Here is a 24,086-nt window from a genome sequence, read left to right as displayed (position 1 = left end):
CCCATTTCCCATATCTTATTTACTATAAGAATTATCCTCCTGGTTTATATCTGCCAATCTTTGTGTAGGATCAATCCAAGCTTGTTTCACTCTCTTTTTAACAGGAACTGAATACTTCGGTTTCGTCCAAAACCAATCGGTTAAAACTGTTCTTGTCACACCCTGATATATTGCATAATCTTCTGCAGGCTTTTCACCTCTCATTTCACGCAATGGAATATAGAACAATTCTTTTGTGCCATCTTCATATTCTACCAAAAGATCAATCGGCATTGCAAAATTGGATTTGTTAACAAGCTCTATGCTATCTTCAGACACTTTGGAAATTGCATAATCGATAGTTCTTGTCGTATTGATGAATAGATTGAAATACCATTTCAAGTTTATTCCTGATGTTTCTTCAGCTACTCTTTTGAAATCATTAGGAGTTGGATGTTTCAGCTTCCAGATATCATAAAAATTAAGAAAAGTCTTATTCAAATTCTGCTTACCAATGACATAACCCATTTGTTCAGCTAAAACGCCACCCTTGCTATAAGCTTGAATGCTATATGCAAAATTGGTGTTATAATAATCTGCCAAAAGACTCATAGGCTCTTCAAGTCCCGATTTTGCAAGCCTAAAATAGGAAGTATATGCAGAACCGATTGGGTTTAATGCACGAGCTGTTGGTTTTTCGAAAAGCTCAGTATTAGCAACCTCTTCGATATAACTGGTGAATCCTTCGTCCATCCATTCATCAACAGTCTCATTGATACCAAAAAGTTGTTGATACCACGAGTGCGCAGCCTCATGGAAAATAACCCCTACCAAACCTTTAAGGTTTCTTCCGCCTGTGATTAAGGTAGCTGTACCATATTCCATGCCACCATCACCACCTTGAACAACGGTATACGTATTCCATGGATAAGCTCCAAATCGCTCCCCAACGAAATCGAAAAATTCCGTTGCTAATCCTAATGCTGTTTTCCAATTATCCGTAACCTCTTTGTCTGTAGGTAAAAAAACAGTGTAAACCGTTACTCCTCCTTTAGATTTCGCTGAATCAACTACAAATTTAGGATCTGCTGCCCAAGCAAAATCATGAATGTTTTCAGCCTTGTAGTGCCAGGTAGCCTTATTGTTTTTTGTTTTGATCTTAGCATTCTTAACATATCCTTTTACTTCTGAAGGATTCTGTAATTTTCCCGATGATCCAATAACATAATCTTTATTGATATGGATAGTAACATCAAAATTCCCAAATGGTGCAATAAACTCACGACCCACATATTCATCTAAATGCCAACCGAATTCATCAAATTGAGCCATTTTTGGATACCATTGAGTCATTGAAAAAGCAACACCTTCCCTAGAATTACGCCCACTGCGACGAATTTGCTCTGGAACCTGAGCCTTCCATGTTAAATCAAATTCTACAGTCTCACCATCATTGATCGCACTGGGAAGGGTAACTTCCAAAATAGTACCATCCTCTTTGAATGCAACTTCTGAACCTCTGTATTTTACAGATTCAATTTTTTGATATCCTATTTGATCGGGGGTCAATACGGAAATACGACTCTGGCGAACAGGCTTTTCTTTAGTCCCAATATTGGTCACCATCCTAGCATCAGGGTCTGCAATGTTCTTTAAACGCTCATCCATAAAGCTCCCAGGTTGGAAAGCATTGAAATATAAATGGAAATAAACTTTGTGAAGTTGTTGCCCCGAATTGTTGCTGTATTTAAGCTTCATTTTACCATCATACTGGAAAGTCTTTTCATTGACATCAATTTCCATGGTATAATCCACTTTCTGATCCCAATAACCTTTGCGCTGAGCAAAACTGGTAAGGGTGCTAAGGACCAATAATAATAGGCCAAAAAGATTGTTTTAGATTCATAATGTCAAATATATAAAATTTAACATTTGAAAATAAGAAGTCTAACCGATCATAATCTCGATTCCGAGTTCTTTAAGATGGGAAATCAGCGGATCGAATTGGTCATTATTGGCAAATATCTTGTTCCTCCAAATTCGGGTAGCGCCAGATTTGCCTTTTTTATGGAATACAACTAGATTTCCGCCCGAACGAATGTGGTTCTTGATATAAGCGATACTGTCTATAGGTAACAGAATTTCTTTTCCAAAGATGTTTATAACAATTTTGTTGTCTATGATTTCCCATGTAGAAGTATCTTTGCTGAACCTAACAGCCGACCACATAATCACTGGAATACAAAACAAAAGAATAAGAATTTTATAGATTTCCTGTAATGTGGTCAGTGACAATAGATACCCAACAAAAAACAAGGACCCTAAAAGGATCCAGATAAATCGTCCACGATGTAAGGTGTTGATTTGGTATCTCATCTTATCAATCGTTTATTATTTCACCTTGTGTATTGATAGTTACTTCCTCATTTTCTCCATTCTTCATGGCCGTAGCAAGACCATTGGTGAAATCAGAAATATACCCATACTCAAAGGGTAGAATCACTTCTCCATTCTTATTAATCAGCCCGAAATTCTCTCCGTCCTCCGATGCTTTAAATAAATTCTCTGAGTTGGTAGTACTTAGATACGCATAGCCTGAAATCACAAATTTATTGCTCTTGATTTCATAAGCCTTGAATTCATTCTTCTCCTCTGTAATATAGTGGAAGATATCATTGGAAACAATAATGTGTTCCGTTAATGGAACAACAATATCTCCCTTTCTATCAATTACTCCACTTTGGCCATTTTCTGAAATAATGCTATAATTCCCCGTAAATGGAGTGAAATATTCATATGAGTTTTTCCAGATAGGATTCCCTTTGTCATCCATCATGCTCATTCTACCATCAAGCATATATTGATAAGCATTTAATTCTGGATCAAACCCTATATATTCGAAATTTGTTTTGCTTACATTTTTACCATTTACGTCGATCAAAGCAAACCCATCTAAATCATAAAAAGCTATTGCAATTTTGTTGTTAAAAGGAGTAATGGAACCAAAAATGGGCTCTGTAATTATTTCCCCATTCTCTTTTTTCATCCCATATTTATTGAGATCTTGGTCAAAATAGGCTAAAATACCCTCGCCCATCTCTATGTTTTCAAACATTTCAGAATAATCTGGGTCTAAGCTATCAACCTCCGTATAACCATCAGGAATGTCAAAAAATGAGTTGGGAACAGTTAATTTTGAAACATTTTTAGCAATAAAAGAAACGCCAGATGTTGAGATTTCCAGAGCAGCACCTGGAACATCAATTAAGTATTGATATTCACCCCAAACGATTTGTGGGATTTTTTCTGAATACCAAACTTCAATTTTTGGTGTTTCTTCAATCTCCATATCGTCAAAATCAAATTCAAAAATTGCCAATTTACATTCTTGGCCAGCAATAGTTTTTGTTTCAGTTGATAGTTGGACCGGTTTTAACAGTAAATTTGGTTCGCCATTGTATGCAATAGTCGAATAAGTTGAATTGCTGGTGTCAAGACGAACCAAAGTTTTCGCTTTAGTATCTCTTAGTTGAATCCATACATCAAGGTAATTGGATTGAATTTTATTTTTTTCTTTTCCCACCCATGCAGATAAAAGTGATTCGTTTTTAAATCCTTCCAACATAGAAATCAACAGATCTGTATTTTCATTAGTAGAATCTATATCTTGTAAATTAGATTTAAAGGAATCATCAACAAAAAGAGTATAATCAATTTTATAGACCTCTTCTTGAGCAAATAGATATTGACTGGAAATTACTAATAAAATAAGGGAAATAATCTTTTTCATCATTGGGAATTATATGGCAAAAGTCCTCTTTTTTATTGATTATACAAATTTGTTCAACTAGAATTTTATTCATTTTCTGTCATCTTTAAAAGTGTCAATATTACCATTGAAATCGTATATTTAATCTTATGTACAAGTTTTTAACCTTTCTAACTCTTAGTTTGTTGTCTTTCAGTGCCTTAATTGCGCAGCAAAAACCTAATATTATCATTATCGTTTCTGATGATCATTCCTATCAAACCATATCTGCTTATGGATCGAAAATAGCAAGCACACCCAATATTGATCGAATTGCTAAAGAAGGGATATTGTTCAATAGAGCTTATGTAAACAATTCATTGTGTGGACCAAGTCGTGCAAGTTTATTGACTGGGAAATACAGCCATAAAAATGGCTATAAGGAAAATGAAAAATCACACTTTGACCATAGCCAAAATTCATTCGCCAAAGAATTGAGAAAAGCAGGATACAGCACTTCTTGGATAGGCAAACAGCACCTTGGAGATACACTAGAAGGATTTGACTATTTTGATGTACTTATCAATCAGGGATCATATTTCAATCCGGAATTTAAAAAACCAAAAAGGTGAATTAAGAATTGAAAAAGGATATGTGTCAGATATTATTTCTGAAAAAGCAATCAATTGGTTAAATACATTAAATAAGGATAAACCCTTCTGCTTGATTTTGGGACATAAAGCAACGCATAGAAGTTGGCACCCCGACCCGCAGGATTTTGGAAAAAACGACCATAAAAAATTCCCTTTGCCAGAAAATTTCTATGATAATTATGATAAACGGGAAGCAGCAAAAATCCAAGAAATGCAAATCAGTAAAGATCTACTACTGGACTACGATTTAAAAATTTTTAAATCAGAAGAAGAAAGAAACAAAGAGCATAATTTCTATCGAATGGATATCGATGATAAACAGAAATACAGAGAATATTATGCTAAGGTTAAAAAGGATTATGATAACCATCAGTTTAAAAACCGTAAGGAACTGACCGAATGGAAGTACCAAAGATATATGATCGATTACCTAAATACTGCTGAGTCAATGGATCGAAATATAGGAAAGGTTCTGGATTATTTGGATGACAAAAATCTTAGTGATAATACAATCGTCATTTACATGTCTGATCAGGGTTTTTACATGGGTGAACATGGATGGTTTGACAAAAGATTTATGTATGAAGAGTCATTTAGGACCCCTATGATAATGCGATATCCTCAAAAAATTAATAAATCAAGAGAAGTAAATGATCTGTTAATGACGGTAGATATAGCCCCCACTATGCTTGAAATAGCCGGAGTAGAAGTGCCACAAGAAATTCAGGGAGAGTCGTTTAAATCAATAATTGAAGGAGGAAAAGGAAAAAGGGATATTCTATACTATCATTATTATGAAGATGGAATACATAATGTATCTCCTCATTTCGGAGTAAGTGACGGCAGGTATAAACTTATTCGATTCTACAATAAAGTAAATGCTTGGGAACTATATGATTTATCTCTGGATCCCAGAGAAATGAAAAACTTATATAACGATCCTAAACATTCAAGCCTACAAAAAAGAATGATGAAGAAATTAAAATTGGAAATCCAAAAGCAAGAGGATTCCGAAGCAATGCTTATATTTGAAGCTTCCTAAACAATATTATACATGCGAATTCTATCTATCCTATGCGTATGCATGCTCAGTTTTTGTGCATTTGCTCAAAACAAACCTAACATTGTAGTTATTATTTCTGATGACCATTCTTATCAGACAATAGGAGCCTATGGATCCAAAATAGCAAATACCCCAAATCTTGACCGTATAGCAAGTGAAGGTGCAACTTTCACTAAAGGATATGTCACAAACTCAATCTGTGGACCTAGTCGTGCAAGCTTGTTAACAGGAAAGTATAGTAACAAAAACGGTTTTAAAGACAATGAAACATCCAACTTCAACCATGGTCAAAACTCTTTTGTCAAAGAACTGCATAACAATGGATATCAAACAGCTTGGATTGGTAAAATTCATCTCGGCCGTAAATTAGAAGGATTTGATTATTATAGCATACTCCCAGGTCAAGGTCATTATTTTAACCCCGACTTTATCAGCAGTAAAAATGGTGAAGGAGAAATACAAGATCGAGAAGAAGGATATGTGGCAGATATAGTGACTGACAGAGCATTGGATTGGTTAGATACACAAGATAAAAAGGAACCATTCTGCCTAATTATTGGCCATAAAAATACACACAGAACCTGGATGCCTGCAATTGAAGACTTTGGGAAAAATGATAACAAGGAAATTCCCATCCCAGAAACATTCTATGATGACTACTCAACAAGAAAAGCTGCAGCAGTACAAGAAATGAGCATAGATAAAGATATGCAAATGGGCTATGACCTCAAAATGTTCGAAAACATTGAAAAAATGAGGGAAGATGGAAATTTTAAAAGAATGAATGACGAGCAGTTCAAAGCATATGTTGACTATTATAAACCAATCTATGAAAAACTAAAACATGATAAACTCAGCGGAAAAGAACTTGCAGAGTGGAAATATCATCGTTATATGGTCGACTATCTCAATACGGCAGAATCAATGGATAGAAATATAGGAAGGGTACTAGATTATCTGAAAGAAAATAAACTCGATGATAATACCTTAGTACTATATTTATCCGATCAAGGATTCTATATGGGTGAGCATGGCTGGTTTGATAAAAGATTTATGTACGAAGAATCTTTCCGCACACCCATGTTGATGAAGATGCCAGGATTGATAAAACCTAATTCTAAGATCGAAGGAATGGTATCAGTAGTCGATATAGCCCCAACATTTTTGGAACTGGCTGGAACCAAAATTCCTAAGGACATTCAAGGTAAATCTTTCTTATCATTACTGAATGGAAAGAAAAAGAATATTCAAGACCAAATCTTCTATCATTATTACGAAAATGGGGAACACGCTGTATCCCCGCATTTTGGAGTAAGTGATGGACGATATAAATTAATCCGTTTTTATAAACGAGTGGATGGTTGGGAATTATTTGATCTAAAAAGTGATCCTAAGGAACTCAAAAATATTTATGGTAATCCTAAATATAAAAAGGTTCAAGATAAAATGTTGAAATTACTGAATTCTGAAATAGATAGACTAGAAGATACAGAGGCGAAAGAGATTCTGTCGCAAGGATAATTTTTTCTTTTTGATTGTGGTGAACATCACTAAATTTAAAATTTAAGCTAAAAATTTTCTAAATTTTGTATATTTATTACCGTACCCGTTTTTAAATATTGCATTAACTATTGGAACTATTATTAGTAGAAGATGAAAGTTCAGTAATCTCTTTAATTCAAAGAGGACTGAAATATGAAGATTTTCAGATTACTGTGGCTATGGATGGCTTGAGTGGTCTGAAAATTGCCAGCTCAAAGAAATTTGACCTGATCATTTTGGACGTCATGCTCCCTAATATGAATGGATTAGATGTTTGCCGACAAATTAGGAAATTTGATACGGATGTCCCTATCTTAATCTTAACAGCTCTTGATCAAACAGAGGATGTCGTTGAAGCATTTAATCGCGACGCAGATGATTACATGACAAAGCCCTTTATATTAGAAGAGTTAAAAGCTAGAATTCATCGACAACTTCGAAAAGTATCCAACAATAATTCCACTCAGCATCTTATTCAATTAGATGATCTTATCCTGGATAGAGCAAGTAAAAGCGTTTCCCGAAACGGAAAAGCAATCATATTAACTGCCACAGAATTTAGATTATTGGAATATATGATGGTCAATAGGAATAAGGTGATTTCAAGAATGGATATATTGGAAGCGGTTTGGGAAATGGATGTGAGCATGAATACCAATGTAGTCGATGTGTATGTCAATTATTTACGTAAAAAAATAGATAAGAATTTTGAAAATAAACTCATCCATACGGTAATTGGAATGGGGTATGTGATGAGAAATGAAAATTAAGGTAAAAATTATATTAACCTTTTCAATTATTGCAATTAGCCTTATTGCATTATTCGCTTATTATGTGTCCTATTTTACCAGGGATAGTCTTCAAACTAAATTTTTCCATAGGCTTGAAGAAAATGCTAGAATAGTTGGCGGTCATACTATTCAGAATGATGCCTATAATAACCAAATTTATTATGAAGTAAAAAGAAAATACCTGCGTCAATTATCCGAAGGAAATGATTACTTGTTAAGAATTGTCAAAGGAAGCAAACAATTGAGGATAAAGCCTGAATTGCCGATGCCAGCAGAATTCTACACCACAGCAATTGAACAAGGAAAGGCAACATACTTGCATGGAAAGGTATCCTATGTCGCATTATTTTTTGAGGATCGCCTCCATTCTGAAAATCTATTAGTTATTTCCGAAGGAATAGATGATTATGGACATGGTGAACAGGCCGATCTGGATAGAACATTAGTCACAGGAGGACTTATATCCTTTATGCTGATAATTGGCCTTGCATTTTACTTTGCAAATAGAATATTGAACCCTCTAAAAGTTTTGAACGATGAGTTGGAAAAGGTAAATATTGCAACACTTGACCATCGGCTCAAAAATAAATTTAGCAGTGAAGGTGATGAAATAGATCAACTTTACAGCAATTATAATTCTATGTTAGACCGTCTGGATATTGCAGTACAATTACAAAAAAGTTTTATTGGAAATGCATCTCATTCTTTAAGAACTCCACTCACAATCATTGGGGGGGAGGCTGAGTTGGCTCAAATGAATTTAGACTCTTCTCATGAAGCATATCATTCCATCGATACCATTATCCATCATACCAATAGAATGAAATTGATGATTAAGGATCTTTTGGTAATGTCCAGTCTGGGGAGCCAAAGAAAGATCAGGGATATACTTCCTGTGAGAATTGACGAATTAATTTACGAAGTAATAAAAACAGAAACCGAACTGAATTCCAAAAGTAAGGTCCGATTTGACCTAACAAATATTCCCGAAGATAGTGATGACTTGTTGGTCAAAGCAAATCCAGACCTTTTTTACATTGCTTTCTCCAATATTTTATCAAATGCAATCAAATATGGAAATGACAAACCGGTAAGGGTATTACTGGAGTATGATCAATTTAATGTCATTATTAAAATAACCGATGAAGGAATAGGAATCCCAACTCAAGATCAACCCAATATTTACTATTCTTTCTTTAGAGCATCTAATGTCGGTGAAATCTATGGAAATGGACTCGGATTAGTCCTAGCGCGCAATATTTTTATTCTACATGATGCCCAATTGATTTTGGAATCCTTGGAGAATAAAGGAACAACCGTTACCGTAAAAATCCCCAAACCATCTTTCTAATCTCGCTCTAATTTCAGGCTAATTTCATTTTTATATGTTGAAACTATATTTGGTCATACTGAATATTTCAACATGAAAAAACATCTACTTATAGCCTTTATTTCTAGCCTGTTTCTGCAAAACACAAATGCAAATGAACCCGTCGATTCATTAAAGAATGATGCGGTTCAAGATACCATAATAAATGAACCAAATGCCTCTAAACTATTTAACCTCGACGTACTGTTAAGAGCGGGTTTAAATGCTAATAATATAGGAAATGACAACAACAAATTGAATGCAAACCTCGATGAAGCTCGAATTTTGATGGGGGGAGAATACAATGAGCGCTTGTCATATAAAGTAAGGTTCAGATTGAATAGATCTTTTGCACCAACATCCCAAGATAATGGATCAGCTGCATTAGATTTCGCATTCCTAAAATATAAATTCGGTAAGGATAATAAATGGGCCGTTACTTTGGGAAAACAAAGTGCAGTTGTAGGTAGTTATGAGTTCGAAAACAACCCAATTTATGAATATAAGTTCACAGACTACGTCGATCGTATCCTCAATTTATTCGTGGTCGGAGGAATGTTATCTTATGAAGTAAATCCCAATCACTCCTTAAATCTTCAAATCTATAATACATCTAACCATAGTTTTGATAGACTGTTGGCAGATAATGGATATGCTGTCGGAGATTTAGAAGCATCAAAAGTTCCACTAGGCGCATACTTTACTTGGATTGGAGCATTTGACGATAAGAAATTCAATACAAAATGGTCCTACAATATCTCTCAGTTCGCTAATAACAACATCAATCACGCAGTATCGTTAGCAAACAAATATAAGACTGATCGCCAAATGATCTATTTGGACCTTCAATACTCCTTTTATGCAGTTGACCATGTGATGATTGGTTCATCTGTAATCAATGACTTTTATGCAAGAACAGGTGCCAATAAAACATTGGCAAAGGATGTTGTCTACAAGTCAGCAATTCTTAGGTACGATCAATTTCTAGCAGATAAATGGGAAATCGCGCTAAAAGGTGGAATTGAAACTGCGGGATCCAATAATGATGAGGAATTAGGTAATGATTTCAGAACTAATTATACCTACTTCGCCGCGTTACAGCACAAGCCATTTAGGACCCAAGACCTCAGATTCTATCTAGGATATATGGGAAATACAGTAACTCATAAAAATATTATAGAAGTAGATAAAACAGCAGTTCAATAGGGTTTCATTAGGAGCCTACTATACTATTCCTGTATTGTAATCATAAACAGTTTGAAAATTTTATTAAAGAAAATATGCGTTTAACACCAAGAGAAACTGAAAAGTTGATGTTGTATCTAGCCGGAGAGCTAGCTGCAAAAAGGCTCCAAAAAGGAGTTAAGTTAAATTATCCAGAAAGCATTGCATATATCAGTTCCCAGATTGTTGAAGAAGCTCGTGTTGGTAAGAAATCTGTGGCAGAATTGATGGAATTTGGAACCCAACTCCTGAAAAAAAATCAGGTAATGGAAGGAGTTCCTGAAATGATATATGATATACAAGTTGAAGTGACGTTCCCTGATGGAACTAAATTAGTAACTGTTAACAACCCAATTCGATAACCTTTTAAATTAAAGAATATGATTCCAGGAGAATACATCCTAAAAAAGGAAGAAATTATTGCTAACGAAGGTCATAAGACAGTGAGCATATCTGTGAAAAATGAAGGTGACAGACCTATTCAAATCGGTTCTCATTATCATTTTTTTGAAGCTAACAAATTTTTGTCATTCGATCGTGAAAAAGCATTCGGTATGCGCTTGAATATCCCGGCCAGTACAGCAATCCGTTTCGAACCAGGTGAAGAAAAAAACGTAATCCTTGTGGATATTGGTGGAAACAAAGAAGTATATGGCTTCAATAATTTGACCAACGGTAAAGTGACAGATGCTAAGATAAAATCAGCAGCAATGTCAAAAATTAAAGATCAGAAATATAGAAATTCCAAATAATCATTAAAGAAAAAAACATGGCAGCATGGAATAGAAGAGAGTGGATCAAAGTTGTTGGTCTTTCAGCAGCAGGAACAGCAGCAATGCGTCTAGATGCACTCGGAATAGAAAAATTAGGTATAGATAAATCATCGGTAAAATATATTGATGGTGTATTGCATATCCCAAGAGATAAATATGCTTCACTTTTTGGACCAACAACAGGTGATAAAGTGAGATTGGCAGACACCGAGCTATTTATTGAAATCGAAAAAGATTTCAATGTATATGGTGAAGAAAACAAATTTGGTGGTGGTAAAACAATCCGTGATGGAATGGGCCAGTCTGCAAGAGCACTCAGAGATGAAGGGGTTCTGGATTTCGTTATTACAAATGCTATCATAATTGATCACTGGGGAATTGTAAAAGGTGACGTCGGTATTAAAGATGGAAAAATTGTAGGTGTAGGAAAAGCAGGTAACCCAGATATCCAAGCAGGAGTAACCGAAGGAATGGTAATTGGCGCTTCAACAGAAGTTCATAGTGGTGCAGGTTATATTCTGACGGCTGGAGGAATCGATACTCACATCCACTTTATCAGTCCACAGCAAGTAGAAGCTGCTTTATATAGTGGTGTTACCACTTTTATTGGAGGTGGTACAGGACCAGCAGATGGTACTAACGCAACAACCGTAACCCCAGGAAAATGGTATATCGAAAGAATGTTAGAAGCATTCGAAAATATCCCTGTAAATGTGGGCTTCTTCGGTAAAGGGAATGTGTCGACAACAAAACCAATTGAAGAACAAATCGAAGCTGGTGCTCTAGGGGTAAAGATCCATGAAGATTGGGGAGCAACACCTGCAACAATTGATGCTTCATTAAAAGTAGCAGATAAATATGATGTACAAGTTGCAATACATACAGATACATTAAATGAAGCAGGTTTCTTGGAAGATACAGTAGCTGCAATCGATGGACGTGTAATCCATACTTTCCATACGGAAGGTGCAGGAGGTGGGCACGCACCTGACATTATTAAGATCGCTATGTATCCTAATATTTTGCCAGCATCAACTAACCCTACAAAACCATTTACTGTAAATACAGTAGATGAACACTTAGATATGTTGATGGCTGTTCACCATTTAGACAAGAAAATCAAAGAAGACGTAGCTTTTGCAGATTCTAGAATTCGCCCACAAACAATGGCAGCAGAGGATATTTTCCAAGACATGGGTGTCTTCTCAATCATGAGTTCCGATAGCCAAGCAATGGGACGTGTAGGTGAGGTGATCTCTAGAACTTTTCAAACAGCGCATAAAATGAAAGTGCAACGTGGACCTCTTCCTGAAGACAAAGGTAAGGACAATGATAATTATAGAGTAAAACGGTATATCGCTAAATATACAATCAATCCTGCCAAGGCTCATGGAATTGATGAATATATAGGGTCAATCGAAAAAGGAAAGTATGCCGATCTAGTTCTATGGAAGACTAGTATGTTCGGTGTGAAACCTGAATTGATTATCAAAGGGGGTATGATCTTGAGCTCTAAAATGGGTGACGCCAATGGTTCAATCCCTACTCCGCAGCCAGTACTATACAAACCAATGTTTGGTAGCTATGGTAAAGCATTGCCTAAAGTATGTCTAAACTTTGTGTCAAAGGTATCAATTGATAATGGAAACATTGGAAAATTAAACTTGGTTAGAACTAGTTTGCCTGTAAAAAATTGCCGTAAAGTAATGAAAAAGGATATGGTTCATAATAGTGCAACACCAAATATTGTCGTGAATCCAGATACATACGAGGTAACGGTGAATGGAGTATTAGCAACGTGTGAGCCAATGAAAGAAATTCCAATGGCACAGAGATATTTCCTTTTCTAATAAGAAATGCTGGTTACAAGAGCTATAAAAGGCAATATCAATGACGCAAACTTTCACCAAGGTTCTAGGCTAATTGACCCTTTTAATTTGGAATGGTTTGATACAACGAAAAGAATCATCCGTGGATTTAGTGAAGGTGGTAGAGAGCTCGGGTTTAAAAACTTTAGCGCTGAAGCACTTCTTGAGGGAGATGTGCTATATGAGGATGAAGAAATTTGTATCGTCGTTAAGATATTGCCATGCTCTTGTATAATTTTTAAACCTCAGAATATGAAAGATATGGCAGTTGCATGTTTTGAAATTGGAAATAAACATGTCCCGATTTTTTTTAATTCTGAAAATGAAATTATAACGGCATTTGAAGCCCCTTTGTACAACCAGCTCCAAAGAGCAGGTTTTCAACCAAAGGTCGAAAATAGAGTGATTGAGAAAACTGATGTATTAATGATTCACAACTACTCAAAGAATAAAAACAAGATTGTATTAATTAAAGAGGAATAATATGAACCCACTTTTGACCCTGATGCAAATCAATGATTCGGTTTTTCCAATTGGAGGATTCACCCATTCCTATGGCCTCGAAACTTACATCACAAAAGGAATTGTTAAGGACAGTAAGTCAGCAAAAGAATATGCTAAATCTATGCTAGAATATAGTTTCTTCTATAATGATGCTGCATTCTTTCACAAAACCTGGACTATCTGTGAGAACAAAGCCACTAAAAAGAAAATACAAGAACTTGATGCATTGATAACAGCCTATAAAGCACCCTTCGAAATTAGAGATGCCAGCAAGAAGTTGGGGATAAGATTCCTGAAACTTACAGAAAAATTACAACCAGTTGCTAGGTGCAAAACATATCTGAAAAGCATTCAAAACAACGAAATGCATGGACACTATGCCATGGCATTTGCTATGTATGCCCAAGCTCAGAAAATTGAATATAAGGATGCCCTCAGTGCATTCTATTATAATTCCTTAAATGGAATCGTAACAAACTGTGCCAAATTAGTGCCGATAAGTCAAATGGATGCACAACAGATCCTGTTTAAACTGCAACCCTTGATTAATGAATTGGTTGAAAAACAACCAGACCTACAAGAAAATCTGATAGGAAATTGTTGTGTAGCACAGGATATCCGATGCATGCAACATGAAAAACTTTATACAAGAATCTATATTTCATAAATAATTTTAATATGCCAGCAAGAAATTATGTAAAAATTGGAGTAGCCGGACCCGTAGGTTCCGGAAAAACAGCATTGATCGAAAGACTAACTAGATCAATGTCTGATGAATACAGCATCTGTGTAGTCACAAATGACATCTATACTAAAGAAGATGCAATGTACTTACAACAGAATTCTGCTTTACCTGCAGAACGAATTATGGGAGTTGAAACAGGTGGCTGCCCTCATACAGCCATTCGTGAAGATGCTTCAATGAATATCGAAGCCGTAGAAGACTTAGCACACCGTTTCCCAGATGCAGAAATAATATTCGTGGAAAGTGGAGGCGATAATCTTACCGCAACTTTCAGCCCTGACCTCGCTGATGTAACAATTTTTGTCCTCGACGTAGCGGAAGGTGAAAAAATGCCTAGAAAAGGCGGACCCGGAATCACAAGATCAGACCTATTGCTGATTAATAAAATCGACTTGGCACCTTACGTAAATGCTGACTTAGAGGTAATGAGAAAAGATACCCTAAAAATGCGCGGAGAAAGACCCTTTATTTTCACCAACATGATGACCTTAGATGGGTTGGAAGATGTGAAAAATTGGATTAGAAAATATGCCCTATTAGAAAATTAAATCAGCTTTATGGAAAGTGCTATAAAAGTCAATGCGGAGAGGGAAGGCCATAAAACTGTACTGAAAGAAAGTTATCATAGTGCCCCATATAAATTGACTTATTATGGGTCTCCAACATTTCATGAACACCTTGAAATGATCATTATGAGTGCCTCACCTGGTGTAATGGATGGCGATATCCTAACAATTGACGTGCATGCAAAAGAAGAAGCCGAATTAAAGGTGTTTACGCAATCCTTTAACAAAGTGCACCCAATGAAAGAAGGAGCAACCCAGTTGACTACAGTACATGTAGACAATGATGCAATCCTACAATATATACCGCATCCAATAACCCCATTCAAAGACTCAATATTCCTCGCAAAAAATGAAATCCATTTGCAAAAGGAAGGGGTCCTGATTTGGGGAGATATTATTTGCTCAGGAAGAGTGCATATGAAAGAGTCATTTGTCTTCACGCAATTGCATTCAATCACTAAAATTTTTCGAAATGGGAAATTGATTTTTATTGATAACCAGTTTCTGAGCCCTGCGAAGCAACCCATTCAAAAAATGCTGTTTTTTGAAGGATATACCCATCAGGCAACTCTGTTGTTTTCAAGCTCTTTTGCAAAAGACTTGAAACTTGAATTGGATGAAATATTAGCCCAAGAATATGAAGATATTACTTACGGATTCACGCAAGCAGCAGATGATGTAGTCATTTTTAGAGCATTAGGTAATAATGGTGAATTACTCTATGACTTCTTGCTGATGCTAGGACAGTTATGTTGGGAGTTTTCTCAACATAAAATATCAGAAAAAAATCAGGCCTCCACAGAGCAAGAAAAATTGAAGAATAAAGGCAATGTAGAAATTACTTCAAGAAATAAGGAAAACCCAAAAGAAATACAATCTGTCAAGGCTAAAAGGCAAAGGTCAAGCAAATTAAGGATAAAGAAATAATACTCGAATAATGCACGAACTGTCCATAGTAAAAGATATTTTCCAAACATTGGAAGATGCATATCCCGATACATACAAAGACATTGTTAAGATTGAAATCCAGGCAGGATTATTAAGCAATATTCAACCGATATTAATTCAAAATGCTTTTGAGGCATATGTTGAAGAATTTAAGGAATATCAAGATGTTGAACTGGAAGTAACTATCCTTCCAATAATAGCATATTGTAAATCCTGCAATAAAAATTTTGAAGTACAATTCCACCGATTCGTTTGTGAATGCGGTAATCCTTCTGATCAAATAATACAGGGGGAAGAATTGAAAATAAGTAAAGTAACATTTAATAAGAAAATCATGAATATACATACACCAAAGAGTAACCAAATGCCAGTTGGTTCAGTTCAATGTGAAAATACTTCATTGAACCTTTTAAAAGCAAATGATTTTGTAGCTAAGGCAATACGCGATCGTATTCCAAATATTTGCGTAATCAATATATGTTCCTCTCCAGGTAGCGGTAAAACAACGTTAATGCAAGAAACCGGCAAACGACTCGGTAAAGATCTTAATATTGCAGTATTGGTAGGTGATCCCGAAACTGAAAGAGATGCAGTTCGGATGCGTGAAGTTGGTATTAATGCATTACAAATTGTAACAGGTGGGATGTGCCATATTGAAGCACAAATGATCTTACAAGCATTAGATCATATCGACTTGGAAGGTGTCGACCTTTTATTTATCGAAAATGTAGGAAACTTAGTGTGTCCAGCAGCTTTTGATTTAGGTGAAGATTATAGAGTAACTGTCCTAGCAGCAACTGAAGGTGATGACAAACCTAAAAAATATCCGCGTATGTTCTTGACAAGCGAATTAATGGTCGTGTCAAAAGCAGATTTATTGCCTTATGTCCCATTCTCGGTTGAAGCAGCAGCTAAAGATGCAAGAGAAGTAAATCCAAATCTAGATGTAAATCTCAATAAGTAGCTTGAATGGAGATGGAATGGATGAATGGTGTAATTGGCTCAAAGAAAAGTTTCTGAGAAAAAAGCAATTGCACAAGTTGGATAATGATTATCATAAACGAATTACCAAACGTACAGGTCGATAAGAAACCATCGATTCAAGATTCTCTGGAACTGGAATGGTATGAAGTAAATAAAACTTTAATCAAGAGAAGTTCCAAATTAGGAGAGAAAGTTCACGTCCAGCTGATGGAAAAAATTACATATCAAGATGCTCAAGTAATTTATATGGACGAAAAACGTAGTCTTCAGATCGAGATAAAACCATGCCTATCGATTGTCCTTGAATCTCAAGATTTGACCACAATTGGAAGGTTTTGTTTTGATGTCGGAAACCGCCATTTGCCAATTTTTCAAATTAAGCATAATCAAATTGCGGTTTCATACGATGCTAGATTGTTCCAAGCATTGAAAGAAAAGTACAACGAACAAGTACGATTGGAAGAATTGAAACTATTGCCAAATCAAGCGTTAAAGCCATTTGGGAATTTTATGTAATACAAAAATGAAAATCTTTAAAATCATACCGCTTTTCATTACAATGGTTTTGTTATTAGTTAGTTGTAACAAAAAAACCGAAAAGAATCAGAGTGGAGATATTATTGCGGTCGATAGTCGAGGGAAAACTGTTCAACTGGAAAAATTTGCAGAAAGAGCAGTGGTATTATTTGCACCAATGGTGGATCAACTATATATGCTGCAAGCAGGTCAACAGATTATTGGAATTCCGGAACAGTTGTACCTCACTCCATCTACATATTCAGCTTTATCTCAATTGGACCAAAGAATTGCAAACAAAACATTGGCAACACCAACTTTTGGAGGGCGCTCTGCTAATCTCGAATCGGTAGTAGGATTAAAACCAGACTTGGCGGTAGTTTATGAAGTAGATACCGAAACAATATCCCAACTCGAAGAATTAGGAGTGCCAGTATTTACAGTTTCTAGCAAAGGTGAAGCAAGTATTTTTAATGAACTGAAAGAAGTATCAAAGCTCTTTGGAAAAGAAGATAGGGCAGATAAATTAATTCAATATGTGAAAGGAGAGCTCATGAAAATGCGTCCCGAACCAAAAGCTGTTAAGAAAAAAGTATACTACGCATGGTCTAAGGGAAGGATATTTTCAACTTCAGGAAAAGGAAGTTTAATGGATTTGGCCATTGAATCTGCAGGAGCACAAAATGCTTGCCCTCTGGAAATGGAAGCCCCAAATATCGGAGCAGAATTAATATATCAATGGAACCCAGATTTAATAATCTTATGGAATTCTGAACCAAATGACGTGTATAAATTGAAAGAATTGGCTGCATTACCAGCAGTAATAAACAAACAAGTCTTTGAATTGAAACCGACTTTTAATTTCGACCCCCATACCCTCAAGTTTTTATTGTTTGCAAAACAGTTACATCATTGGTGTTACCCTGAAAAAGGATATGACCCAAATAATGATATTAAAAATTCTCTAACTGTCCTTTATGGACAGGAAATAAATCAATAATCTGATGAGAGTTCAAATAAAAAAGGCATTACTTTTTATTATTCCTTTAATACTGATCCTGTTTTCATTAGCATGGGGCAGTACCGGTATATTAAGTATATCTGAACTTTTTGGACAAATTGCAGCACTATTCCAAAAGGAAGTATTGGGCCAAGAAATTGAAATAGACCAAAACATGGCAACAATCCTTTGGCAGGTTCGCCTGCCCAGGATTTTGTTGACATTTATGGTTGGATCTGCATTGGCCGTTTCAGGAGCTGTATTGCAAGCTATATTCAGAAATCCTATTGTAGATCCATTTTCCTTAGGTATTTCATCTGGAGCAGCATTTGGAGCAGCTCTTTCCATGCTTGTGTCTTTCTTCTCTATAACACTGTCGGCTTTTCTTTTCGGTGTACTCGCCGTAGGAATAACATATTTAGTGAGCTATTCCAAAACAAGAACAACATTGATTACAATGGTCCTGTCTGGAATGATCATCTCTGGAGTGTTTACAGCGTTCTTAACAGTACTCCAATATTTAAGTGACCCATATAAATTACAAGCAATAGTCCAATGGACCATGGGAAATCTGCATACAGCATCTTGGGAAAAAGTCAAAACTTCTGCATTGCCAATTGTTGGAGGAATTATGCTCATTATTATTTTCCGATGGAGACTCAATTTGTTGGCTTTGGGTGATGAAGAGTCAATGGCAGTTGGTGTGAATCCTAAAGGCATGAAATTGCTTATGGTGGGCTTAGCAACAATGATCACAGCAGCATCCGTAGCAGCAGTAGGAATGATCAGCCTGTTCGGATTAATTGTGCCGCATGTGACCCGGATAATTTTTGGTCCAAACAATCAAATCGGTGTTTTTGCAAACGTAAGTATTGGAGGAACATTTTTGCTGTTGATCGATGACCTTTCAAGAACATTAATGCCATTTGAAATACCAGTAGGAGTTTTCACAATGCTCCTTGGAGCTCCATTATTTATTTACCTGATGCGAAAAAATGCTGTAAACTGGAACTAATGGAAAAATTTATTCAAATAAAAAACCTCTCTTTTTCATTCCCAGGACAAACAGGTCTTAGTGGACGTCAATGCAGAATTCAATGCAGGAGAACTAAGTGTAATCCTTGGAAGAAATGGATCCGGTAAATCATCCCTGTTCAATATATTATCAGGATTAGAACGTAAATATGATGGTGAAGTATATTTCGATGGGGTAGGAAGAAAAGAAATTAAACCACATAAAGACGCAAAAGTAAGAATTGGCTTTATGCCACAGTTTCATCATAGTACTTTTCCTTTCCAAGTTCTAGATGTTCTTTTAACTGGAAGGGCAGCATTTTCCAAATATGCTCCCACTGCGAAAGATAAAAAAATGGCCTTAGATACATTGCAGTCATTCGGACTGGAGCATCTGAAGGATAAACCATATACTTCCTTATCTGGAGGGGAGCGACAATTAATTCTATTGTGCCGGATTTTACTGCAAGAACCTGATGTGTTATTTCTCGATGAACCAACAAACCACCTCGATTTGCATTATCAAGTCGCTGTATTGAACCATATTAAAAGATTGGTGAAAAAAGGAACAACAGTGATTTGCATTATGCATGATCCGAATTTAGCATTCATGTATGGGGATAGATTTTTTTTGATGAAGGACTCCAAGTTAAGTGAATTGTCAGAAACTAACATCAATGATAGGTTGATAGCCCTTGAAAAAACATACGGAGTTGGACTGGAAAATGTACCATATCCAAATGGACACTTAATAGTACCTAAAGTTAATATAAATGGAGATTAATAAAATTACCATCGAAAAGGTTCGGCCAGAACAAATGAATGAAATAATAGAATACATATTAAACGCCAGAAAAGGATTGTTTCCAATGTTAGACCATTCCGTGATTCCGTGGGACATCTTAAAATTTGAAGAATCCTATTATAATAATCCGCTAGGTGAATTCTTGCAGGCAAGAAACCAAGAAGGGAAACTGCTCGGAGTTATTGGAATGATGGAGTATAACCATAGATTTCAACATCTAGACTACCCCTATGATAAAGTGGTAGAAGTTGCACGACTATTTATTGAACCAGAATGTAGAAGACTAGCATTAGGAACTCAAATGGTCAAAGAATTAAATCAAATCGCAATCAATAAAGGAATTGAGCTAATGTATTTACATACACATCCTTTTTTAAAAGGAGCATATGAGTTTTGGCTTAAACAAGGATATGGTTTAGATAAAAAGTGCATAGAATCTAAGTTTGAAACCATTCATATGAGCAAGTATCTAATGTCAAAAGAAAAACAAAAAACAATTAATAAATAAAAAGAGATGAGTAGGGATGCCAAGGTTTAACAGCTTATGCTTAGCCTACCTATGCTTAAACATGATTACGGCACAAGGACAAACACCTGTGAAAGGTAAAGTTCAAAATGCTATGGGGAAAAACCTGCAAGGGGTAACAGTGCAGGATAAAAAAAATAATGTTACTATTCAATCCGATCGAAATGGAAACTTTCAACTTCAGAAGGGATCAAAACCTTTGGAAATTATAAAGTTTTCAGCAATTGGATTTGAAGACAAAGAGGTGTTACTGGACACTGTAGATCAAACTTCAGACAATGGATGGAGGATCGTAATGATTCCTTTGTCTTTAGAGTTGGATGAAGTGTTGGTAACTGGAAGAAGGAACAACTCTTACCTCACAAATTCTGTAGAAATGGGAGGGAAGTTCTCAGGAACTTTAAAAGACCTTCCGCAATCTGTATCATTGGTCAGCAAAGAGTTTATGGAAGATAAACAGGCCTTTCTGATTACAGATATGGCACAAGATCTCGCAGGTGTCAATCTAGCTTCCAGCTATGATGACTTTACGATTAGAGGGTTTAGAAGCGGGTACAATAGTGGCCTGCGCTTGGTAAATGGTATGCGGTCAGCATATGGGTATGGCACTAGCTATTTTAGATCTCCATTGACCGTTAATTTAGAAACAATAGAAGTTCTAAAAGGTCCAGGAGCATCCTTGTTCGGAGACATAGTTCCTGGAGGAACAATCAATATGGTCACCAAAAAACCGCTCGAAGAAGAGAAGTTAGACGTCAACTTCGCTTTTGGATCATTTCAAACTTTAAGGTCTACAATTGACCTCACTGGAGCATTGGACTCATCCAAAAAAATCCTATATAGATTGAATGTAGGATACGAAAATTCGAAAACCTTTCGCGATAATAATCAGAGAAAAACCTTATTGATTGCACCATCATTTACCTTTAAGCCGGTCGATGGAACTCAAATTGATGTCGATATGGTATATGATAACTTTAACGGATTCTTAGATAGAGGGATAGGTATTAGAAATAATGATTTATATGCTTTACCAAGAGGATTTAATGTAAATCAACCAAGCGACTATTTTCATTCAAACTTTATAACCCTTTCGGCAATATTATCTCAAAAAATAAACGAAAACCTGAACTTTCACGCCAGTTACATGAAAGCTATTTATCAAGAAGATTTAAATGAACTCAGAACATTGAATACATTTTCAGATGCGCCAGCAAATACAATCATGAATATGAGATTTCTCGAAAAGAAAATGAAAGACTACACCGATAACTTAGTGTCTTATTTGTCCTATTCTAATCATTGGGGAAATACTGAGCACCGAATGATTTTAGGTGTTGACTATGCATCATATTCACCGGATAGAGATAATGTTCAAAAAGAAGCAAGAAGTAGGGTGTTGGACGGAGATACTGTACGGTTAACTGTGGATTTGGATAACCCAATTAAAGAACTAATCAGTCCATCGTCATATGTGTGGCTACCTCAAGCAAGTTTTCCGTTTTTAAATCCATATAAATCGTTGGGGATATATATTCAGGATCAAGTAACGATTGGTGATAAATGGCATATCATTTTTGGCTTGAGACATGAAAGATATAGTTCAAGCAGTGCAGACCTCCAAGAAACATACAATACGTCACAGAGCAGTTGGTTGCCTAGATTAGGATTGACTTATAAAATAAATAATCAGGTAAACTATTTTGCAAGTTATTCCCAAGGATATATCCCTGTAGGAGCTGATTTTGTCCATAACCATGAAAACTATGGCTCAAATACAGCATTTAAACCAGAGAAAAGCTGCCAAATAGAAACGGGTTTTAAAATGGGATTCTTTAATAATCAATTACAAACAGAGATGTCTGTGTTTCATATTAATCGACGCAATATGTTGATGAGCACAGGAGCAGTATCAGAAGCAGGCTTCCCAATTTATAGACAATCTGGAGAAGTGTATTCTCAGGGTATAGAATTGGATTTCAGAGGACAGATTACTAAAGACTTTCAGCTCTCAGGAAACTATAGTTTTAACCATACAGAAGTAAAAACATCATCTATACAATCGGAGGTTGGGCAAATGCTGCCAAATGCCCCTAGGCATGTAGTTGGTTTATGGGCAAAATACGTCATCCCCAAGAATGCTTTAAAAGGATTGGGTTTTGGGGCAGGATTAAGCCATGTGTCAAGCCGGAGAATGGAAAATTTTGCCAGAAAAGATGATCAAGGAAATGAACAATGGGATAAATGGCCAGCTTATGCCACAATTAACGCAGCACTTTATTACCATGTCAAAGGGGTAAGGCTTTCCCTAAATGCCAATAATATACTTGATAAGTACTATTATTTAGGAGGATTTGATTACACCAGAGGGTTTGTCGGAGCACCTAGAAACTTTATGGTCTCTATGGGATATTCATTCTAAAAGATTTCATAACAAAAAGAGCTGTCCTAATGAAAGGACAGCTCTTCTTTTTTACTAAAATATCTTAATTGAATATCAAAGTTTTTTCCGGGTTTATCTTTCTTCCAAAACTCAACAACTCATAATGTAGATGTGGACCTGTTGATCTTCCGGTACTTCCGAGTTTGCCAATTTGTTGACCTGCCTCAACTTTTTGTCCCTTACTTACTTTGGTGCTAGAAAGGTGAGCATACCTGGTCTCCCAACCGTTCGTATGTTCAACAATGACTACCTTGCCATATTGACCTTTATAACCTGCAAAAACCACTTTTCCAGCGGCTGTAGCCATAATTGGTTCACCTGTTCTTCCACTAATGTCAATACCTGAATGCATTTCGATACCTCTGTTGGTGAATGGATTTCTACGATAGCCAAATCTTGAAGTAATATTACCATTGTGAGGTCTACCTAATGGAACACCCTCTAATTTCTTGTCTAATTTCTTCACCGTAGCCTCATAGTACTTAATCATTTCATTAAGATTTACCTCTTCTTCTACAGGACCACCAGCATTTTTAAGCTTCGGAGCAAACTCTTTTAATCCTCTTCTGCGCATTTTGGCATTAATTTGGTTTACTGCACTATCAATAGCATCAAAAGATTTTTGAATCTGGACGGTACTTAATTGATTGGTAGCCTCTTCAAGAGCCAAGTTTTGACGAGCTTCTTCAAGAGCCTCAATCTGTTTACTTAACTGTTTTTCATAATGATCGCTTGTCGTTTTGGTGGCAACATATACAATTGTTGCACATATCAAGCAAATAGTGAAGATTCCTCCTGCAAGGATATATTTCCAATTCTTTACTACAATAGTTGGAATCTGAATCTTCAAATTCGAATCGCCGTTTGAGTCTAGAATTTCAACGGCAGTCTTCTTTTTTGTCATATATTTTACTCTCCCACTTTATGTTAGCCGGGCGTAAAAATAGAAGATGTTAAAATAATTGCAAGAAATTTTAACATTTTATAACTTTTTTCGGTCTTCGAACCGGTAAAATTAACATCTT

The 24,086-nt window shown here is 35.9% G+C and carries 24 protein-coding genes; 20 read left to right on the top strand and 4 right to left on the bottom strand.

Annotated features, from left to right (window positions below; all coding sequences use genetic code 11):
* Positions 1-15: 15 nt before the first annotated feature.
* From FGL31_RS20365 to FGL31_RS20355, 3 genes are all read right to left on the bottom strand, one after another.
* The gene (locus FGL31_RS20365; RefSeq protein ID WP_232047022.1) at positions 16-1,851 is read right to left on the bottom strand and encodes a M1 family metallopeptidase; all 1,836 of its coding nucleotides are present in this window, start codon (positions 1,849-1,851) and stop codon (positions 16-18) included.
* 75 nt (positions 1,852-1,926) lie between these two features.
* Positions 1,927-2,355 carry a hypothetical protein gene (locus FGL31_RS20360; RefSeq protein WP_138094064.1) on the bottom strand — a complete coding sequence of 143 codons (429 nt, stop codon included), beginning with the start codon at positions 2,353-2,355 and terminating at the stop codon, positions 1,927-1,929.
* A gap of 4 nt (positions 2,356-2,359) precedes the next feature.
* Positions 2,360-3,772, bottom strand: coding sequence for a WG repeat-containing protein (locus FGL31_RS20355; RefSeq protein ID WP_138094062.1), 1,413 nt, complete (start codon positions 3,770-3,772; stop codon positions 2,360-2,362).
* 125 nt (positions 3,773-3,897) lie between these two features.
* On the opposite strand from FGL31_RS20355, the gene FGL31_RS28455 reads away from it, so the two are divergent.
* The 20 genes from FGL31_RS28455 to FGL31_RS20255 all read left to right on the top strand — a co-directional run bounded on the left by FGL31_RS28455 (position 3,898) and on the right by FGL31_RS20255 (position 23,040).
* Positions 3,898-4,359, top strand: coding sequence for a sulfatase-like hydrolase/transferase (locus tag FGL31_RS28455; RefSeq protein WP_262709197.1), 462 nt, complete (start codon positions 3,898-3,900; stop codon positions 4,357-4,359).
* Positions 4,360-4,381: 22 nt separating this feature from the next.
* Positions 4,382-5,422, top strand: coding sequence for a sulfatase/phosphatase domain-containing protein (locus tag FGL31_RS28450; RefSeq protein WP_262709196.1), 1,041 nt, complete (start codon positions 4,382-4,384; stop codon positions 5,420-5,422).
* 42 nt (positions 5,423-5,464) lie between these two features.
* Entirely contained in the window at positions 5,465-6,964 is a 1,500-nt protein-coding gene (locus FGL31_RS20345; RefSeq protein ID WP_232047021.1) for a sulfatase family protein, read from the top strand.
* Between the two features lie 110 nt (positions 6,965-7,074).
* A complete protein-coding gene (locus FGL31_RS20340) occupies positions 7,075-7,755 on the top strand; it encodes a response regulator transcription factor (protein WP_138094058.1) in 681 nt (226 codons plus the stop codon).
* Positions 7,745-9,127: a sensor histidine kinase gene (locus tag FGL31_RS20335; RefSeq protein ID WP_138094056.1), complete on the top strand. Its 1,383-nt coding sequence runs from the start codon at positions 7,745-7,747 to the stop codon at positions 9,125-9,127. The genes FGL31_RS20340 and FGL31_RS20335 overlap by 11 nt, the downstream gene beginning before the upstream one ends.
* A 72-nt stretch (positions 9,128-9,199) precedes the next feature.
* Positions 9,200-10,351 (top strand): porin, encoded by a 1,152-nt coding sequence (locus FGL31_RS20330; protein WP_232047020.1) that lies wholly within the window; start codon positions 9,200-9,202, stop codon positions 10,349-10,351.
* A gap of 74 nt (positions 10,352-10,425) precedes the next feature.
* Positions 10,426-10,731: an urease subunit gamma gene (ureA, locus tag FGL31_RS26850; RefSeq protein ID WP_138094054.1), complete on the top strand. Its 306-nt coding sequence runs from the start codon at positions 10,426-10,428 to the stop codon at positions 10,729-10,731.
* An 18-nt stretch (positions 10,732-10,749) separates the two neighbouring features.
* Positions 10,750-11,121 (top strand): urease subunit beta, encoded by a 372-nt coding sequence (gene ureB / locus FGL31_RS26845; protein ID WP_138094052.1) that lies wholly within the window; start codon positions 10,750-10,752, stop codon positions 11,119-11,121.
* Positions 11,122-11,138: 17 nt separating this feature from the next.
* Positions 11,139-12,992, top strand: a complete 1,854-nt coding sequence (gene ureC / locus FGL31_RS20315; protein ID WP_138094050.1) for an urease subunit alpha — start codon at positions 11,139-11,141, stop codon at positions 12,990-12,992.
* A gap of 6 nt (positions 12,993-12,998) precedes the next feature.
* Complete coding sequence (locus FGL31_RS20310; RefSeq protein ID WP_138094048.1) at positions 12,999-13,493, top strand: urease accessory protein UreE; 495 nt, start codon at positions 12,999-13,001, stop codon at positions 13,491-13,493.
* Between the two features lies 1 nt (position 13,494).
* Positions 13,495-14,181 (top strand): urease accessory protein UreF, encoded by a 687-nt coding sequence (locus tag FGL31_RS20305; protein ID WP_138094046.1) that lies wholly within the window; start codon positions 13,495-13,497, stop codon positions 14,179-14,181.
* A gap of 11 nt (positions 14,182-14,192) precedes the next feature.
* On the top strand, positions 14,193-14,807 hold the full coding sequence (gene ureG / locus FGL31_RS20300) for an urease accessory protein UreG (RefSeq protein WP_138094044.1): 615 nt from the start codon (positions 14,193-14,195) through the stop codon (positions 14,805-14,807).
* Positions 14,808-14,816: 9 nt separating this feature from the next.
* Positions 14,817-15,752, top strand: a complete 936-nt coding sequence (locus FGL31_RS20295) for an urease accessory protein UreD (RefSeq protein WP_138094042.1) — start codon at positions 14,817-14,819, stop codon at positions 15,750-15,752.
* Between the two features lie 10 nt (positions 15,753-15,762).
* On the top strand, positions 15,763-16,737 hold the full coding sequence (hypB, locus tag FGL31_RS20285) for a hydrogenase nickel incorporation protein HypB (protein ID WP_262709195.1): 975 nt from the start codon (positions 15,763-15,765) through the stop codon (positions 16,735-16,737).
* 83 nt (positions 16,738-16,820) lie between these two features.
* The gene (locus tag FGL31_RS20280) at positions 16,821-17,273 is read left to right on the top strand and encodes an urease accessory protein UreE (RefSeq protein WP_138094040.1); all 453 of its coding nucleotides are present in this window, start codon (positions 16,821-16,823) and stop codon (positions 17,271-17,273) included.
* A 7-nt stretch (positions 17,274-17,280) separates the two neighbouring features.
* Positions 17,281-18,273 carry an ABC transporter substrate-binding protein gene (locus FGL31_RS20275; protein ID WP_138094038.1) on the top strand — a complete coding sequence of 331 codons (993 nt, stop codon included), beginning with the start codon at positions 17,281-17,283 and terminating at the stop codon, positions 18,271-18,273.
* A 4-nt stretch (positions 18,274-18,277) separates the two neighbouring features.
* Positions 18,278-19,288 carry a FecCD family ABC transporter permease gene (locus FGL31_RS20270; RefSeq protein ID WP_138094036.1) on the top strand — a complete coding sequence of 337 codons (1,011 nt, stop codon included), beginning with the start codon at positions 18,278-18,280 and terminating at the stop codon, positions 19,286-19,288.
* A 60-nt stretch (positions 19,289-19,348) separates the two neighbouring features.
* The gene (locus FGL31_RS20265) at positions 19,349-20,071 is read left to right on the top strand and encodes an ABC transporter ATP-binding protein (protein WP_197734337.1); all 723 of its coding nucleotides are present in this window, start codon (positions 19,349-19,351) and stop codon (positions 20,069-20,071) included.
* Positions 20,061-20,600, top strand: a complete 540-nt coding sequence (locus FGL31_RS20260) for a GNAT family N-acetyltransferase (protein WP_171017740.1) — start codon at positions 20,061-20,063, stop codon at positions 20,598-20,600. The genes FGL31_RS20265 and FGL31_RS20260 overlap by 11 nt, the downstream gene beginning before the upstream one ends.
* A 61-nt stretch (positions 20,601-20,661) precedes the next feature.
* A complete protein-coding gene (locus FGL31_RS20255) occupies positions 20,662-23,040 on the top strand; it encodes a TonB-dependent receptor (RefSeq protein ID WP_232047018.1) in 2,379 nt (792 codons plus the stop codon).
* A gap of 64 nt (positions 23,041-23,104) precedes the next feature.
* On the opposite strand, the gene FGL31_RS20250 is transcribed toward FGL31_RS20255, so the two are convergent.
* On the bottom strand, positions 23,105-23,965 hold the full coding sequence (locus FGL31_RS20250; protein ID WP_099370722.1) for a M23 family metallopeptidase: 861 nt from the start codon (positions 23,963-23,965) through the stop codon (positions 23,105-23,107).
* Positions 23,966-24,086 lie beyond the last annotated feature (121 nt).

The organism is Sphingobacterium daejeonense, assembly GCF_901472535.1.
Taxonomy (GTDB): domain Bacteria; phylum Bacteroidota; class Bacteroidia; order Sphingobacteriales; family Sphingobacteriaceae; genus Sphingobacterium; species Sphingobacterium daejeonense.
This window is presented reverse-complemented; position numbering and strand designations above follow the sequence as displayed.

Bases quoted from the DNA above. Each gene is read 5' to 3' on its own strand.
- FGL31_RS20360 (WP_138094064.1), bottom strand. From the start codon at position 2,355: ATGAGATACCAAATCAACACCTTACATCGTGGACGATTTATCTGGATC.
- FGL31_RS20355 (WP_138094062.1), bottom strand. From the start codon at position 3,772: ATGATGAAAAAGATTATTTCCCTTATTTTATTAGTAATTTCCAGTCAA.
- FGL31_RS28455 (WP_262709197.1), top strand. From the start codon at position 3,898: ATGTACAAGTTTTTAACCTTTCTAACTCTTAGTTTGTTGTCTTTCAGT.
- FGL31_RS20345 (WP_232047021.1), top strand. From the start codon at position 5,465: ATGCTCAGTTTTTGTGCATTTGCTCAAAACAAACCTAACATTGTAGTT.
- FGL31_RS20335 (WP_138094056.1), top strand. From the start codon at position 7,745: ATGAAAATTAAGGTAAAAATTATATTAACCTTTTCAATTATTGCAATT.
- FGL31_RS20330 (WP_232047020.1), top strand. From the start codon at position 9,200: ATGAAAAAACATCTACTTATAGCCTTTATTTCTAGCCTGTTTCTGCAA.
- ureA (WP_138094054.1), top strand. From the start codon at position 10,426: ATGCGTTTAACACCAAGAGAAACTGAAAAGTTGATGTTGTATCTAGCC.
- ureB (WP_138094052.1), top strand. From the start codon at position 10,750: ATGATTCCAGGAGAATACATCCTAAAAAAGGAAGAAATTATTGCTAAC.
- ureC (WP_138094050.1), top strand. From the start codon at position 11,139: ATGGCAGCATGGAATAGAAGAGAGTGGATCAAAGTTGTTGGTCTTTCA.
- FGL31_RS20310 (WP_138094048.1), top strand. From the start codon at position 12,999: ATGCTGGTTACAAGAGCTATAAAAGGCAATATCAATGACGCAAACTTT.
- FGL31_RS20305 (WP_138094046.1), top strand. From the start codon at position 13,495: ATGAACCCACTTTTGACCCTGATGCAAATCAATGATTCGGTTTTTCCA.
- ureG (WP_138094044.1), top strand. From the start codon at position 14,193: ATGCCAGCAAGAAATTATGTAAAAATTGGAGTAGCCGGACCCGTAGGT.
- FGL31_RS20295 (WP_138094042.1), top strand. From the start codon at position 14,817: ATGGAAAGTGCTATAAAAGTCAATGCGGAGAGGGAAGGCCATAAAACT.
- hypB (WP_262709195.1), top strand. From the start codon at position 15,763: ATGCACGAACTGTCCATAGTAAAAGATATTTTCCAAACATTGGAAGAT.
- FGL31_RS20280 (WP_138094040.1), top strand. From the start codon at position 16,821: ATGATTATCATAAACGAATTACCAAACGTACAGGTCGATAAGAAACCA.
- FGL31_RS20275 (WP_138094038.1), top strand. From the start codon at position 17,281: ATGAAAATCTTTAAAATCATACCGCTTTTCATTACAATGGTTTTGTTA.
- FGL31_RS20270 (WP_138094036.1), top strand. From the start codon at position 18,278: ATGAGAGTTCAAATAAAAAAGGCATTACTTTTTATTATTCCTTTAATA.
- FGL31_RS20260 (WP_171017740.1), top strand. From the start codon at position 20,061: ATGGAGATTAATAAAATTACCATCGAAAAGGTTCGGCCAGAACAAATG.
- FGL31_RS20255 (WP_232047018.1), top strand. From the start codon at position 20,662: ATGATTACGGCACAAGGACAAACACCTGTGAAAGGTAAAGTTCAAAAT.
- FGL31_RS20250 (WP_099370722.1), bottom strand. From the start codon at position 23,965: ATGACAAAAAAGAAGACTGCCGTTGAAATTCTAGACTCAAACGGCGAT.